This window comes from Pantoea sp. DY-15, from assembly GCF_019795935.1.
GTDB classification, from domain to species: Bacteria; Pseudomonadota; Gammaproteobacteria; order Enterobacterales; family Enterobacteriaceae; genus Pantoea; species Pantoea leporis.
The window spans coordinates 1,088,225-1,103,238 of record NZ_JAIMIF010000001.1 but is presented as its reverse complement, the minus strand read 5'-3'; the positions used below and the strand labels follow the sequence as shown (position 1 = coordinate 1,103,238).

Genomic DNA, 15,014 nt, shown 5'->3' with positions numbered 1-15,014 from the left:
GGCAAGGATTCTCAACAAGGAAAAATACAGGATATATCCTGAACATAGCACGAACAAGACCGTTCGGTTATGGCACTGCGCGTTGCGGAATAAGGCTGCACGCCAGGTTTAAAACACTCCGTATTAACGGCGATGATCGCCGTTGAATCGTAAAACGATAAACTTTTTCGCAGAATGCTCATTGGTTAAGCGTCTTTCGGTCACCATAAATGGCGACCCTACAAAGGCTTAGCCGTTTAACTAAACCTTCTCCTGCGACAAACTCAGAATGGTGCGGATGTTCTGCGCGGTGGTGGCGATAATATCGATCGCGCCAGTGCGCAGTGCGCCGAGGATCGCCATCGCTTTGGTATTTTCCGCGGCAATGGCAATTACGCAGGGAATCTTGCGTAGTTCATCAATGCTCAGACCAATGACGCGATCGTTCATCACGGTATCCACATGCTGGCCCTGCGAATTAAAGAAGTCGTAGCCAGCGACATCGCCCGTCACGCCCTGATTAACGCTGGCGTCAATGATTTCGTGCGGCGTGAACCAGCCGAGTTTCACCATGTAGCTGTTTTCATTCATGTCGCCGATGCCCACCAGCGCCACGTCGGCTTTACGCGCGCGGTCCAGCGTCTCTTTGATGGTGCCGTTTTGCATAAACGCATCGCGCAACGCGCGGTTCTCAACATAAGCGGGCGCGTAAAGTGTTTCGCTGATGCCGCCGAACTTCTTCGCCAGACGACGGCTGATATGGTCGGCGTTAATGGCATCACCGGGACGATGCGTGCCGCCAATACCGCTGATAAACAGACAATTACGCGTCGGCACCTGGCCGGGATAATCGGCGACAGCGGCCACGTTGCGTCCTTGCCCAACGGCAACAATGGCGTCGTCTTTCAGCGACTGCGCTAAATGTGACGACACCAGCGCGGCGACCTGACGTCGCTGCTCTTCCTGATCGGGCTGATCGAGCGCTATCAGCGCACGTTGCAGCTGTGGGAAGCGATTTTGCAGCTGTTGTTCGAGGCGGGTGCTGAAGACGGGATGGTAACGCACGTTGATTTCGACGATGCCCTCTTCGCGTGCGCGTTTGAGCAGCCGGCCGACTTTAATGCGGGAAATACCAAACTTACGCGCGATCTCCTCCTGGGTGATTTCGTCCTGATAATAGGCAACAGCTATTTCCGTCAGCAGCTCGGAGTCCTGAGAAAGCGTGTTTTTTTCCATCCATAACCTGTCTTTTGGGTGTTATTTGAAGGTGTAAAGACCGCGCCATGTAGGGTCCGCATTAATGCGCACCAGGTCACCATAAATGGCGACCCTACAAAATGGGGCGAGATCTGACGTTGGCAGGGAGTTATATCATTGATACGACTCGCTTCGCCAGACCACAGCGCCGCGAGTCGATCGAGCATCACGCTTAGCGCTTGATGGCGTCGATTTTCAGCATACGGGCAATCACGATATCCAGCTCTTTCTGATCGAAGATCTGTTTCCAGTCAGGTTTCACAATCTTCTCACGACCGTACTCCATGGCGATCATGCAGGCATCCGAGAACGGGTTTGTGGCGCGGAACGCCACGGCCAGTGCGATCTGAATATGGCCATACAACATCGCTTTGGCCGCTTCTTCCGGCACGCCACTGTGCTTAACGGTTTCGTCCAGCGCTTCTTTCATAAACGCACCCACCATGCAGGCCACGGTTTCCACCAGCGTCGGTTCCAGATACGCCAGCTGCGTCACGGTAACCCAATGCACTTGCTCCACCGGGCCGTACATCACGCTGATCACCTTGCTTAGCTCGGCTTTCTGCTCATCAGAACCGGTTTCATAGGAAGCCGCCACGTGCTGAATCGCCGCAATACCGCCGAAGGCATCGGCATGTTCTTCTTTGGTGTAACGCTCAAGGAATACCGACGGATGGCAAGGATGCGCCACCGCGTATTCAATGCCATCACGATGGGCGATCAGATTGGCGTAGGCCGCTGCGGGGTCCAGCGTCAGCAGAATCGCGCCCGGTTTCATCTGTGGCACCACGCCTTCAGACACTTTGCCCAGCACAATATCCGGCACCGCCAGAATCACCACGTCGCTCAATGGCACCACGGAGGCGGCATCAGAGAGTTCGCGACCCTGCGCGCTCACCTGCTCTTGCGCCTTCGGTGAGTTCTCACAGTAAAACACCTGGTAATCGCTTTTCTGGAAGTTGGCAGAAATACGCATACCCATTTTGCCGCCCGCGCCAATCACGGTGATGGTTTTAAGTTGCACGCTCATGTTGTTACTCCTGATCTTGTTTACTACGTAAGAATTCAACGGTGCGGCGAGTCCATTCGGCTTCTCGCTCGCAGGTTACAGCGGCATCGTCTTGCCACGGCAACCAATGTTCGACGATTTGGTTAATGCCTTTATCCGCCGGGCGCACGCTGGCGATCATCCGGTCGTAATCCAGCAAGCCTTCGCCCATCGGGCAGCCGGCAAAGGTAAAGCCGACCCAGCCATCTCGGCGCGTAAAGGCAAAGTCTTTGATGTGCAGATTGCCGACGCGCGCGGCGGTGTTGGCAATCACCTGCTCTGGCAGTTCGAGGCCGGCGACACAGTTGGCGGGATCGAGACACACGCCGAGCCACGGAGACAGGAACTTGTTGATCACTGACATCATCGCGCCGCTGTTCACCAGCTCGTATGTCTCCAGACAGAGACGCACCTGCTGGCGGGCAAAATCCGGCAACACGGCGCCAATCAGCTCGGCGGCTTCGTCAAGCGTGGGACGGTGATCGGCGGTGTAGAACATCGAACGAATGACGCGCGCATCAAGGATTTCCGCCATGTGCAGATAACGACGCAGATGCGCAGTGCCGAGGCCACGCGTGCCGAGTTCCAGCGTGATGCCGAGCGCATCAGCCTGCTGGCGCAGCGTCAGCAGTTGTGCGTCAGTCCAGCTTTCAATCGCCGGGTAATCGCAGATTTGAAACACCGACACATCCAGTTCGGCGGTCTGTTGCAGCATCTGCTCCAGCGTCAGCGGATGAGGGGCTTTCGATGACATGCGCCAGAAAAAGGCGTAGGTACTTAGTCCGATACGGCTCATTAACGCAGCTCCTGAGCCAGCTCACTGGCTTCATCAATAATTTTTGCCAGGGCTTTGGGATCGTGGGCAAAGCGCCCCAGAAACAGGCCATTTACATCCGCGCCGAGGCGCTGAATCAGTCCCGGACCGGCACTGCCGCCGTAGATGATTTTCAGCGTGATACCGGGCGGCGTGGCGAGCTGCTGCAATCCGGCGCACACGGCGCGGATATAGCTGTCTGGAGCCGGTTGAGGCGCACCAATCGCCCACTGCGGTTCGTAGGCAAAGAACACCTCGCCCTTTAAGCCCTGCTGCGCTGACTCAGCCAGCGCTTCGGCCAGCTGCTGTTGGCACAGCGCGATTGCCTGCTGCGGTTCTGCCTGCACTTCTTCGCCAATGCACGGCACCGGCGTGATGCCGTGACGCAGCGACATCGCCACTTTGGCAGCAATTTGCACTTTGTCTTCGTGGAAATGACGACGGCGCTCAGCGTGACCAATTTCGGCCAGCGAGCAGCCTAACTCCTGCAACATACTGGCGCTGACTTCGCCGGTCCAGGCTCCGTTCTCAGCCTGGCAAACATCCTGAGCGCCGAAGCGCACCGGCGTGTCAGCGAAGATGGCTGCAACCGCCGGAATCGCCGGATAAGCCGGCAACACAAACAAGCCCACGTCGCCGTTTTTCACCGCAGCATGGTCGGCTAATGCCGCTACATCACGACACCATTGCAAGGTTTGCTGATAGCCGAAGTACATTTTTAAACTGACGCCGAGCCAGATTTTTGGCTGAGACATGCTTCAAGCTCCTTGTTCAGAGGCACTGTGTTCTTTTAGCAGATCGCCGACGGTATTGACGATCAATGCCAGCGAAATGGCTCCGGCATCCGGCGTGCCTACGCTTTTTTCTGCCAGCGGACGCGCACGCCCCATTTTTGGCACCAGCTGCGCGGTGTCCTGCGCAGCTTTATCGGCCACCTGCGCCGCCTTGAGCCAGGCGTCCGTTAACGACGCACCGGCAGCAACCGACTCATTCAGGCTGTCGCTGAACGGCACCAGCACATCCACCATGGTTTTATCGCCAACGCGCGCTTTACCAAAGTGCATAATGCCTTCTTTTGCTTCACGTACGCCGGTGGCCACACGCTGTGCATCTGGTGTCTGACGATCGCCAAGCGCGGTACCCAATGCAGTGAGCGCCACGCCCCACAACGCGCCGGATGTGCCACCCGCTTTATCCGCCCAGGCATCTGCCGCGCGGCACAGCAAGCTGCCCGCTCCGGCACCGCGCGCAGCGACTTCACGCGCTTTCTCAACCGCGCCCAGCACGCCGCGCTCCATGCCGATACCGTGGTCGCCGTCACCGGCCACCGCATCGATATCGCCAAGGCGCTCAGCGTTACGCTGTAACATTTCCGCCACGGATTCGAGCAACTGGAGTACGCGTTTCGCGCTCTCTTGCGATTCCGTGGTGGCTGCAGGCAAGGCTTCTTCCGTGCTTTCAACGCGCTCAGCGGCGCTTAACGGTTCGGCCACCAATACGCTGCCTTTGCGGTACGCTGGCGTATTGGTCGGCGCGCGCCACAAGGTTTCCAGCTGATCGTCCAGCCACATCAGCGTCAGTGACGCACCGGCCATATTGAAGCTGGTGACAAACTCGCCGACGTCCGGCTCAACCACCTGCAGGTTGGCGGCCTCCAGCAGTTGCGCGACGCGACGATAGACAACAAACAGCTCTTCGTATTTCACCGAGCCCAGACCGTTGAGGATCACCGCCACGCGCTGACCGTCAGCTTGCGGGATGTCGGCTGGCAGTTCATTGAGCAAGCGCTCCACGAAGATCTCGGCCAGCTCATCCGCACTCGGCATGTCGGTCTCTTTAATCCCCGGCTCGCCGTGAATGCCCAGTCCCAGCGCCATGCGCCCTTTTTCTACTTCAAACAGCGGATGCGAAGCGCCCGGCAGGCTGCAACCGGAAAACGCCACGCCAAACGTACGCGTGCGTTGATTCGCGTGCTGTGCCAGCTGCAGGACCTGTGATAAATCGTGACCTGCTTCAGCCGCGGCGCAGGCGGCTTTGAACACACACAGATCGCCAGCCACACCGCGACGCTTCTCCAGCTCATCTTTACCCGCGCTGGAGATATCGTCAGTCACCGCCAGCACTTCGCAGGCGATACCTTCCGCCCGCAGACGCTCGCACGCCTGGCCGAAGTGCAGCACATCCCCGGCGTAGTTACCGAACATCAGCAACACGCCCGCGCCGTTGTGGGCCGCACGCGCTACGTTGTAGATCTGCTGCGCTGATGGCGAAGCGAATAAGTTACCCATCGCCGCGCCGTGTGCCAGACCTTGTCCAACCAACCCGGCGAACGCCGGATAGTGACCGGACCCGCCGCCCACAATCACCGCCACCGTATTCGGCTGGCTGCGGGTGCTGCGCACCACGCCTCCGGCGACCTGACGGACTTTATCGGCGTTGGCGGCGACAAAGCCTTCGATAAGCTCAGCGGCAAAGGCTGAAGGTTGGTTAAACAGGTACGTCATATTAATGCTCCTGAGCTAAAGAGGTCGGCTGAGACGGCGAGCGACGGCGATTAAGTAACAGCATGAGGAACGCGGACAGCAGCATGAATCCACCCACCACAAACATCGGCAAGGCGTAGCTGTTGGTGGCATCATGCAGCGCGCCGGTGATGTAGCCCGCGGAGAAGCCTGCTACGTTTCCTAAGGTATTGATCAAGGCAATGGCTGCGGCGGCAGACGCGCCGGTCAGGAACTGCGTGGGTAAGGTCCAGAAATTCGGCAGTGCAGCGAAGATGGAGCTGGCGGTGATCGCAATCACCATAATGGTGGTGAACGGCGAATCCATATACAGCGCCAGCGGCACGCTGATGCCGCCTGCCAGCGCTGGAATGGCGATATGCCAGGTTTTGCAACCGCGACGCGTGGCATCTTTCGACCAGAAGAACATCACCACCGCCGCAATCAGGTACGGCACGCCGGTAATCAGCCCTTTCTGCATCACGTTAAAAGTGGTACCGAACTGCTGCTGGAAGCCCGCGATAATGGTTGGCAGGAAGAACGCCAGCGCATACAGGCCATAAATAAAGCCGAAGTAAATCAGGCACAGCATCCAGACGCGGCCGTTGCCCATCACCGAGCGCAGGCTGTGTTTTTGATGGCCCTGCTTCTGTTGATGCTCGGCTTCCAGTTCGGTGGTCAGCCAGGTTTTCTCTTCGGCGGTCAGCCACTTGGCCTGACGCGGCGAATCCACCAACCAGAACAGCGCGACGATACCAATCAGAATCGCGGGAATCGACACGCCCATAAACATCACGCGCCAGCCTTCCATGCCGAACAGGCCGTGCTGCTGAATCAGGGACGCGGCTAATGGCGCACCGAACACCACCGTTAGCGGCTGGGCAAGATAGAACAGCGACAGGATTTTGCTGCGATGACGTCCCGGCACCCACATGCTGAGGTAGAGAATCGCGCCTGGGAAGAAGCCGGCTTCAGCGATACCCAGCAGCAGACGCAGCGTATACAAGCCTTCCACACTGCTCACCCAGGTGAACAGCAGCGAGACAATGCCCCAGCTGATCATGATGCGCGCCAGCCAGCGACGCGCGCCGAACTTATGCAGCGCCAGGTTGCTTGGCACTTCCAGCAGAATGTAGCCAATAAAGAAGATGCCCGATGCCAGGCCAAACTGCAGTGCGGTGAGGCCGAGGTCTTGCGTCATGCCGTTGGGGCCGGCAAACGAAATCGCGGTGCGATCGAGGAAGTTGATAAAGAACATCAGCGCCACGAACGGCACTAAGCGCCAGGAGATTTTTCTGATGGTGGATTGTTCCACCGCTGTCATTGATGGTTGGTTCATAACGCACCTCCACGACGTGCGTGAGTGATCATTTCTTTATGTGGTGTTGACCAATCGCCAAACAGGCGCTGGCTGCAGGAGTACTGAGAGGTACGGTGTAAATGACACATGTTCGAGTCCTCGATGGGTCTTCTTGTACATTGGTATAGTCATGCGAACATATGAACACTACACGGATAATTGTGCATCTCTCAACTGCAACACGCGAAAGTGTGAGCAGCCGCATAAGATTTGATTTTGGTCAACTTATCGGATTACTGCGCCCATACGGCTCGACACAGGCGGTTTAACAGGGTTTTCTGAGGCATTCAGGCGCGATCCTGAAGGCAATTCATATGAACAACCATTGAACATATGATTGATTTTGTGGCAGGCTAACCATGAACATCTTCTCGCCTGCTGAACAAACGTGCAGGCGTCATTGCACACCCTGCTGGAGAACGACGATGAAAACTATCGCAATTGGCGCCGATGATGCGGCTATCGAATTGAAAAATGTGATTAAAAAGCTGCTGGAAGAGAAAGAGTATGTGGTGACGGATTATACCAATGACGCGCAAAACGACCGTCCAATGTACCCGGATGTGGCATTTGCGCTCGCCACCGCTATCCAGAAGAACGAATTTGAGCGCGGCATTCTGCTGTGCGGCACCGGCATCGGCGTGGCGATTGTCGCCAACAAGGTAGAAGGCGTGCGCGCGGCGCAGTGCCATGACACCTTCTCTGCTGAGCGTGCTCGCAAGAGCAACAACGCGCAAATCATGACCATGGGCGCGCGCGTCATTGGTCCTGAGCTGGCGAAGAACATTGTTAATGCCTGGCTGGCATCGGAATTTGAAGGTGGCGGCTCAACCGCCAAAGTAGACAAGATCGGTTACTACGAACAAGTATCCCACGCTAAATAAGCGCCGACGTCGCACCTCTGGAGAACCTTATGTCTACACGCCGGGAAAGAGCCAACGCCATCCGCGCTTTGAGTATGGATGGCGTACAACAAGCCAATTCGGGACATCCGGGCGCCCCGCTGGGCATGGCGGATATCGCTGAAGTGTTGTGGCTCGACTTTTTGCAGCACAATCCACGCAATCCTCACTGGGCTAACCGCGACCGCTTCGTTTTATCGAACGGTCACGGTTCGATGCTGATTTACAGCCTGTTGCACCTGAGCGGTTACGATTTGCCGCTCAGTGAATTAAAAAATTTTCGTCAGCTGCACTCCAAAACTCCGGGGCATCCCGAATACGGTTACACCGCAGGCGTTGAAACCACCACCGGCCCGCTGGGTCAGGGCATCGCTAACGCCGTCGGTTTTGCCATTGCCGAGCGCACGCTGGCGGCGCAGTTCAACCGTCCGGGTCATGACATCGTAGACCATAACACCTACGTGTTTATGGGCGACGGCTGCATGATGGAAGGCATCTCACACGAAGTCTGCTCCATCGCCGGTACCCTGAAGCTGGGCAAACTGGTTGCCTTCTACGATGACAACGGCATCTCCATCGACGGTCACGTTGACGGCTGGTTCACCGACGACACCGCCAAACGCTTTGAAGCCTACGGCTGGCACGTGGTGCGCGGCGTGGACGGTCACGATGCCGACGCGATTAAAAAAGCGGTGGAAGAAGCCAAAGCGGTTTCCGACAAGCCTTCGCTGCTGATGTGCAAAACCGTGATTGGTTTCGGTTCGCCGAACAAAGCCGCCACGCACGACTCGCACGGCGCACCGCTGGGTGCCGATGAAATCGCGCTGACCCGCAAGCAGCTCGGCTGGAACCACGGTCCGTTTGAAATCCCTTCAGACATCTACGCGCAGTGGGATGCCAAAGAAGCCGGCCAGGCGAAGGAGTCCGCGTGGGACCAGAAGTTTGCCGCCTACGCCGCCGCGCATCCGGAGCTGGCTGCCGAGTTTAAGCGCCGCGTCAACAACGAGCTGCCGGCGAACTGGGCCAGCGAGTCGCAGAAGTTCATCGAGCAGCTGCAGGCCAGTCCGGCGAAAATCGCCAGCCGTAAAGCCTCGCAGAACGCCATCGAAGCCTTCGGTAAAATCCTGCCGGAATATCTGGGCGGCTCCGCTGACCTGGCGCCGAGCAACCTCACCATGTGGTCCGGCTCGAAGCCAATCAACGAAGATGCGGCGGGCAACTACATCCATTACGGCGTGCGCGAATTCGGTATGACCGCCATCGCCAACGGTATCGCGCTGCACGGCGGCTTCCTGCCGTACACCGCCACCTTCCTGATGTTCGTCGAGTACGCGCGCAACGCCGCACGTATGGCCGCGCTGATGAAGATCCGTCAGATCATGGTGTACACCCACGACTCAATTGGTCTGGGCGAAGATGGCCCGACGCACCAGCCGGTTGAGCAGATGGCCAGCCTGCGCGTGACGCCAAACATGAGCCTGTGGCGCCCGTGCGACCAGGTTGAGTCAGCGGTAGCGTGGAAGTACGCGATTGAGCGCGTGGACGGCCCGTCGGCGCTGATCTTCTCGCGTCAGAACCTGGCGCAGCAGGATCGTAGCGCTGAGCAGCTGGCTAACGTGGCGCGCGGCGGTTACGTGCTGAAGGACAGCGAAGGCACGCCTGAGCTGATCCTGATCGCCACCGGTTCTGAAGTGGAGCTGGCGGTGAGCGCTTATGAGCAGCTGACAGCGGAAGGCCGCAAGGTGCGCGTGGTCTCCATGCCATCCACCGACGCCTTCGACAAACAGGACGCGGCGTACCGTGAATCCGTGCTGCCGAAAGCGGTTACTGCTCGCGTGGCGATTGAAGCGGGTATCGCGGATTACTGGTTCAAATACACAGGCCTGAACGGCGCGATCGTCGGCATGACCACCTTCGGTGAGTCAGCGCCTGCGGATCAGCTGTTCAAAGAGTTTGGTTTTACCGTTGAGAACGTGGTTAACACGGCGAAATCGGTTTTTTGATTTCAGGTAGCCATTAATGGCGACCCAACAAAATAAAGGGCGACTCTGTTAAGTCGCCCTTTTTACTAAGCGGTGATACGAATGATCTTTTGCGTCATGCTCATGGCGGAATCAAACGGCCCGGTATTGCGCACGATTTTCACCATCACGCTGGCGCCCACCCACAGCTGATACAGGCTTTCCGCCACACGGCTCGGTTTATCATCGATAGACAGCGAACCTTCCTCAATACCCGCTTCTAACGCATCCGCCAGTCGCGCGATAATGCCGGCCGTGCCGGTCTGTAGCGTGCCGCGCATGCTATCCGAGAGATCGGCAACTTCCGCGCCCAGCTTCACCGCCAAACACTTGCCCTGACAATCGGAGAACGATTGCGATTCACGCCACAGCTGCCAGTAGTTCATCAGCCGCTGCGCCATCGTCAGGCCCGGCTGGCTCAAAGTCGCGTCAAGTTCAGCCAGATAATCATCGAAATAGCGCGCCAACATATCCACCCCAAAAGCCTCTTTCGAGCTGAAGTAGTGATAGAACGAGCCTTTTGGCACACCGGCATCGGTGAGGATTTCATTTAATCCGACAGCCGAAAAACCCTTGCCGGCCATAATGCGTTGGCCAGTGGCAAGGATGTGATCGCGGATTTCATTGCTATGCAATTGGGATGTAGTCGTCATAGCGTTAGATTACCAAATACTAGACCAGTCGTCTAGGTGCTGAACATGCGTTTACTACTGCGATAAGCTGCGTGCCGCTTTCTCGATCACCGCCGCAATCTCTTTAGGCTGTGAGGCGTAAATCGCATGATTTCCTTTTAACTCCGTCACGCTGCTGTGCGCACGTTGCGCCATAAAGCGTTCCAGTTGCGGATTGATCGCGCGATCTTCGGTTGCCACCACCGCCCAGCTGGGTTTGGTTTTCCAGGCTGGCGCACCGGCCGGTGCAGCAAAGGCCGCGACGGCAGGCATCACCTGAGAACGCGCCAGCAAATCGGTCTGTTTAACAGGCAGATCTGCGGCAAAATCAGCGTGGAATTTTTCCGGTTTCAAATAGAGATAATGGTCAGGCGTTTCAGCGATAGATTGCGCGGCAGGTGGATATTTTTTCGCCAGACTGAGCAGCGAATCCCCTTGCTCCGGCTGGAACGCGGCGATGTACACCAGGCCGGCAACTGAGGGATCGTTACCCGCATCGCTGATAATCATGCCGCCATAACTGTGTCCGACCAGCAGCGATTTGCCCTGCTGCAGCGCCAGAACGCGTCGGGTAGCCGCCGCATCATCGGCCAGCGAAGTTTGCGGTTCCTGCACAATCGACACTTTATATCCGTCGTTATCGAGAATGCGCGCCACCGGATTCCAGCCCGAGCCATCCACAAACGCACCGTGAACCAGCACAATGTTTTTCACCGGCTCAGCCAGTGAAGCCTGCGCATATATCGACAGAACTGCGCCTAACGCTAACGTGGTTAATGATTTTTTAAACATGATTTTCTCTCCACAATTTTCACGATGCAGAACAAGGGAGGCGGACAGCGGTTCGCCTCCCGATGCGTTTATTGCGCCAGTTGCTTAATCAACTGTTGCGCCGTCTCTGCTGAAGACGTTGGGTTTTGTCCGGTAATCAGCAAACCATCGCTGACGACATAGGAACTCCAGTCCGCACCTTTCGAATACAGACCGCCCTTCGCAATCAGCTCGTCTTCCACCAGGAAAGGCACCACCTGAGTCAGGCCGACCGCTTCCTCTTCGCTATTGGTAAAGCCGGTGACTTTACGGCCTGCTACCAGCGGTTTTCCCTCCGGTGTTTTGACGTGACGCAGTACGCCCGGCGCATGACACACCAGTGCAACGTGCTTATTGGCGGCCAGGAAGCCTTCAATCAGCGCGATTGAATGCTGATCTTCTGCTAAATCCCACAGCGGACCGTGACCGCCTGGGTAAAACACCGCGTCGAAATCGGCTGGCGATACGCTGTCCAGACGCACGGTGGCGGCGAGTTGCGCGGTTGCTGCTGCATCCGCTTCAAAGCGATGCGTTTGCTCCGTCTGGAAATCGGGTTCATTGCTTTTAGGATCTAACGGCGGGTTGCCTCCTTTCGGTGACGCCAGCGTGATTTCTGCGCCAGCATCTTTGAAGGCGTAGTAAGGCGCGGCCAGCTCTTCCAGCCAGAAACCGGTTTTACGTCCGGTGTTACCTAATTGGTCGTGTGAGGTTAAAACCATAAGAATTTTCATCATCAATCTCCTGCTTGCTGGGTTTAAACTTCTAAACTAGACCAGTCGTCTAGCGCTTGAATTCAAAGTAACAGCTAATAGACCAGTCGTCTAGAGATTAATTCATTTTTTTACTGAAATGAAATGCGCTGCTGTTTCTTACCTTTCGATCCGCTTCAGCGTACTCTGTCCCGGTTTGCCCTTTCTCACGGAACTGGAGGAATAATGTCCACCCTACGTTTACTCATTTCTGACTCACACGATCCCTGGTTTAACCTCGCGGTTGAAGAGTGTATTTTCCGCCAGATGCCGACAACGCAGCGCGTGCTGTTTCTCTGGCAGAATGCCGAAACCGTGGTTATCGGTCGCGCCCAGAATCCGTGGAAAGAGTGCAACACGCGGCGCATGGCGGAAGACGGCATCAAGCTGGCACGACGCAGCAGCGGTGGCGGCGCGGTGTTTCACGATCTGGGCAACTGCTGCTTCACCTTTATGGCCGGCAAACCGGAATACGATAAATCGGTCTCCACGGCGATTATTCTGCGCGCGCTGGAACAGCTCGGCATTCCGGCTGAAGCCTCGGGTCGCAACGATATCGTGGTAAATGTGGAGGGTGAAGTACGCAAAATTTCGGGATCTGCCTATCGTGAAACGCCGGATCGCGGCTTTCATCACGGCACCTTTTTGATGAATGCCGATCTGTCGCGTCTCGCCGATTACCTCAATCCAGACATTAAAAAGTTACAGGCGAAAGGCATTACCTCGGTGCGATCGCGCGTGGCCAACATTGCCGATTTGGTGCCAGGCATCAGCTTTGAGGCGATCTGCCGTGAGGTGATTGCCGCCTATTACGATTACTATCAGGAAGAGTGCGAGCCGGAGCATATCTCCCCCGCCGCACTGCCTGATTTGCCCGGTTTTGAAGAGCAGTTTGCGCGACTAAGCAGTTGGGAATGGAATTTTGGTAACGCACCGGATTTCTCGCATCTGCTGAATGAGCGTTTTGTCTGGGGCGGCGTTGAGATCCACTTTGATGTCGAACGCGGCGTGATTTCTCGCTGCCAGATTTTCACCGACAGCCTGAACCCTTCGCCATTAGAAGCGCTGGCGTTGCGTCTGCAGGGCGCGGTGTATCGACCTGAAACCATACTGGCGCAATTAGCGCAGTTGAAAGCAGAATATCCTCAGCAGATGAATGAGCTGAGCGAGCTGGAAAACTGGCTGGTGGCGAGTGTGAGCTAAGCGTAAATTGGTCGCCATAAATGGCGACCAAACATTACTTATTCTCGGGCTGTACGACTAAATCCGGTTCTTTGCCTACCAACATCAATGTCAGACTAAACGACATAATAAGCGCAATGGCGACGCCGGAAATGGCCCAGATAAAGTACGGGCCAATATAGGCCGGCAAACTGAATATACTGGAAAGAATATAGCCGTATAAACGCACGCCAAAGAAACCGATAAAGGCCGAAGCCAGCGCGCTGGAAACCGTTGCCGCAATAAAGGCTTTTTTGTAGCGCGTTAATACGCCAAACAACGCCGGTTCCGTGATGCCTAATAAGGCTGAAATGGCAGCTGAAAGCGTGACCACTTTGTCCTGACGATTTTTACTCAATTTCCAGATAGCAAATGTGGCTCCGGCAATCGACATATTTGCCATAAACATCATCGGCATCAACATGTCATAACCGCGATCGCTGAAGTTCTGCAGCGCAATCGGTGTCATCGCGTGATGCATGCCGGTTAGCACCGCAACGGGGCGAATGGCGCCGACAATTAAGCCAGCAAAGCTTGCTGAAATATTGAATAAGCCCTCAATAAACAGCGCCAGACCTTTGCCGAGCCAAATTCCCATCGGGCCAATTACCACCAGCGCGGTTAATGCCGCAAGGAACAGCGTTAAGGTTGGGGTAAATACGGTTTTCAGTACTTCCGGCATAATGCGATCCACCCAGCGATGAATATAGCTGAGAGCCAGAATAGAGAAGATGACCGGGATAACGCTGGAAGCATAATTAAATACCGAAACCGGCAGCACGCCCATCAGCCAAAATGCGCTCACTGCGCCCTCCTGATGCGCCGCCAGCGATTTTGCCGCATCAATTAAAGAGGGATACATTAAACACGCCGCCACGGCTGCGGCTAAATACTCGTTGGTTTTGAAAATTTTGGCGGCGGAGACTGCTAAAAAGAACGGCAGGAAATAGAACACGCCGCTGGCAATTAAATCAATCACCATCACCGTATCGCTTTTGGCCGAAACCAGCTGTAACGCCACTAATCCTGCCAGCAAACCTTTGATCATCCCGGCGCCAGCAATGGCGGGAACAATCGGGCCAAATACGCCCGAAACGGTATCCATAAACAGCGATATCAGGCTTTTGCGCGCTTTCTCGTTTTGCGCGGGCTGAACGACATCGTTATTTAACACCGGAACGATTTGCTCATACCAGCTATTAACCTTGGGCCCGATAATGATCTGGAATTGTTCACTCTGCATTTGCGCGCCCAATACGCCGGGCAAGGTTTTAATTTCGCTCTGGTTAACTTTATTGTCATCAATAAGGTCAAAGCGCAGACGCGTCATGCAATGCCAGACCTTATTGATATTATTCTTCCCACCCACTAAGTGGATTATATTCTTTATTACTTCCTGCGTTCCCATACGTGCTCCTGAGGGAAGAAAAACAGCCTGATAAAATCTGCACTGGATGGTAATAAATGACGCTCAACAAAACAAACCAATAAATCTTGACTGCGATCACAAAACCCGCTGCAACAGAGCTATTAAGTTTTAAAAAGGCAAATTGGTCTGTTTTATCGCGATAATTGCTCTTTTTTACTGACCAATATTTATTGGCTGAAAAAGGGTTTGCGTCTCAATAAAAACCCGGTAATGATACGCCAAAATAGCTTATCTACAGGCCTTGAAATTGAG

Annotated in this window: 13 protein-coding genes; 3 read left to right on the top strand and 10 right to left on the bottom strand. The window is 55.7% G+C overall.

Annotation, left to right across the window (positions count from 1 at the left end; genetic code table 11):
• Window positions 1–240: 240 nt before the first annotated feature.
• The 6 genes from K5Y32_RS05295 to K5Y32_RS05270 all read right to left on the bottom strand — a co-directional run bounded on the left by K5Y32_RS05295 (window position 241) and on the right by K5Y32_RS05270 (window position 6,938).
• The gene (locus K5Y32_RS05295) at window positions 241–1,215 is read right to left on the bottom strand and encodes a sugar-binding transcriptional regulator (protein WP_008104043.1); all 975 of its coding nucleotides are present in this window, start codon (window positions 1,213–1,215) and stop codon (window positions 241–243) included.
• 193 nt (window positions 1,216–1,408) lie between these two features.
• Window positions 1,409–2,266 (bottom strand): phosphogluconate dehydrogenase C-terminal domain-containing protein, encoded by an 858-nt coding sequence (locus K5Y32_RS05290; RefSeq protein WP_101764427.1) that lies wholly within the window; start codon window positions 2,264–2,266, stop codon window positions 1,409–1,411.
• A 4-nt stretch (window positions 2,267–2,270) separates the two neighbouring features.
• Window positions 2,271–3,080 (bottom strand): sugar phosphate isomerase/epimerase, encoded by an 810-nt coding sequence (locus K5Y32_RS05285; RefSeq protein WP_222182016.1) that lies wholly within the window; start codon window positions 3,078–3,080, stop codon window positions 2,271–2,273.
• Complete coding sequence (locus tag K5Y32_RS05280) at window positions 3,080–3,853, bottom strand: triose-phosphate isomerase family protein (protein ID WP_222182014.1); 774 nt, start codon at window positions 3,851–3,853, stop codon at window positions 3,080–3,082. Before K5Y32_RS05280 ends, K5Y32_RS05285 begins: the two co-directional genes overlap by 1 nt.
• Window positions 3,854–3,856: 3 nt before the next feature.
• Window positions 3,857–5,602 (bottom strand): dihydroxyacetone kinase family protein, encoded by a 1,746-nt coding sequence (locus K5Y32_RS05275; RefSeq protein WP_222182013.1) that lies wholly within the window; start codon window positions 5,600–5,602, stop codon window positions 3,857–3,859.
• Window position 5,603: 1 nt separating this feature from the next.
• Window positions 5,604–6,938 (bottom strand): MFS transporter, encoded by a 1,335-nt coding sequence (locus K5Y32_RS05270; RefSeq protein WP_101764431.1) that lies wholly within the window; start codon window positions 6,936–6,938, stop codon window positions 5,604–5,606.
• Window positions 6,939–7,384: 446 nt separating this feature from the next.
• On the opposite strand from K5Y32_RS05270, the gene K5Y32_RS05265 reads away from it, so the two are divergent.
• Window positions 7,385–7,843 carry an RpiB/LacA/LacB family sugar-phosphate isomerase gene (locus K5Y32_RS05265; RefSeq protein WP_101764432.1) on the top strand — a complete coding sequence of 153 codons (459 nt, stop codon included), beginning with the start codon at window positions 7,385–7,387 and terminating at the stop codon, window positions 7,841–7,843.
• A 29-nt stretch (window positions 7,844–7,872) separates the two neighbouring features.
• Window positions 7,873–9,864 carry a transketolase gene (gene tkt, locus K5Y32_RS05260; protein ID WP_222182011.1) on the top strand — a complete coding sequence of 664 codons (1,992 nt, stop codon included), beginning with the start codon at window positions 7,873–7,875 and terminating at the stop codon, window positions 9,862–9,864.
• 65 nt (window positions 9,865–9,929) lie between these two features.
• On the opposite strand, the gene K5Y32_RS05255 is transcribed toward tkt, so the two are convergent.
• The 3 genes from K5Y32_RS05255 to K5Y32_RS05245 form a co-directional block, all read right to left on the bottom strand.
• Window positions 9,930–10,535 (bottom strand): TetR/AcrR family transcriptional regulator, encoded by a 606-nt coding sequence (locus K5Y32_RS05255; protein ID WP_137385767.1) that lies wholly within the window; start codon window positions 10,533–10,535, stop codon window positions 9,930–9,932.
• Window positions 10,536–10,589: 54 nt separating this feature from the next.
• The gene (locus K5Y32_RS05250; protein WP_222182009.1) at window positions 10,590–11,345 is read right to left on the bottom strand and encodes an alpha/beta fold hydrolase; all 756 of its coding nucleotides are present in this window, start codon (window positions 11,343–11,345) and stop codon (window positions 10,590–10,592) included.
• A 68-nt stretch (window positions 11,346–11,413) separates the two neighbouring features.
• Window positions 11,414–12,094, bottom strand: coding sequence for a type 1 glutamine amidotransferase domain-containing protein (locus tag K5Y32_RS05245; RefSeq protein WP_179451778.1), 681 nt, complete (start codon window positions 12,092–12,094; stop codon window positions 11,414–11,416).
• A gap of 204 nt (window positions 12,095–12,298) precedes the next feature.
• On the opposite strand from K5Y32_RS05245, the gene K5Y32_RS05240 reads away from it, so the two are divergent.
• Entirely contained in the window at window positions 12,299–13,315 is a 1,017-nt protein-coding gene (locus K5Y32_RS05240; protein WP_222182007.1) for a lipoate--protein ligase A, read from the top strand.
• Between the two features lie 34 nt (window positions 13,316–13,349).
• Here K5Y32_RS05240 and K5Y32_RS05235 read toward each other — a convergent pair whose 3' ends face one another.
• Window positions 13,350–14,741, bottom strand: coding sequence for a PTS transporter subunit EIIC (locus K5Y32_RS05235; protein WP_222182005.1), 1,392 nt, complete (start codon window positions 14,739–14,741; stop codon window positions 13,350–13,352).
• Window positions 14,742–15,014 lie beyond the last annotated feature (273 nt).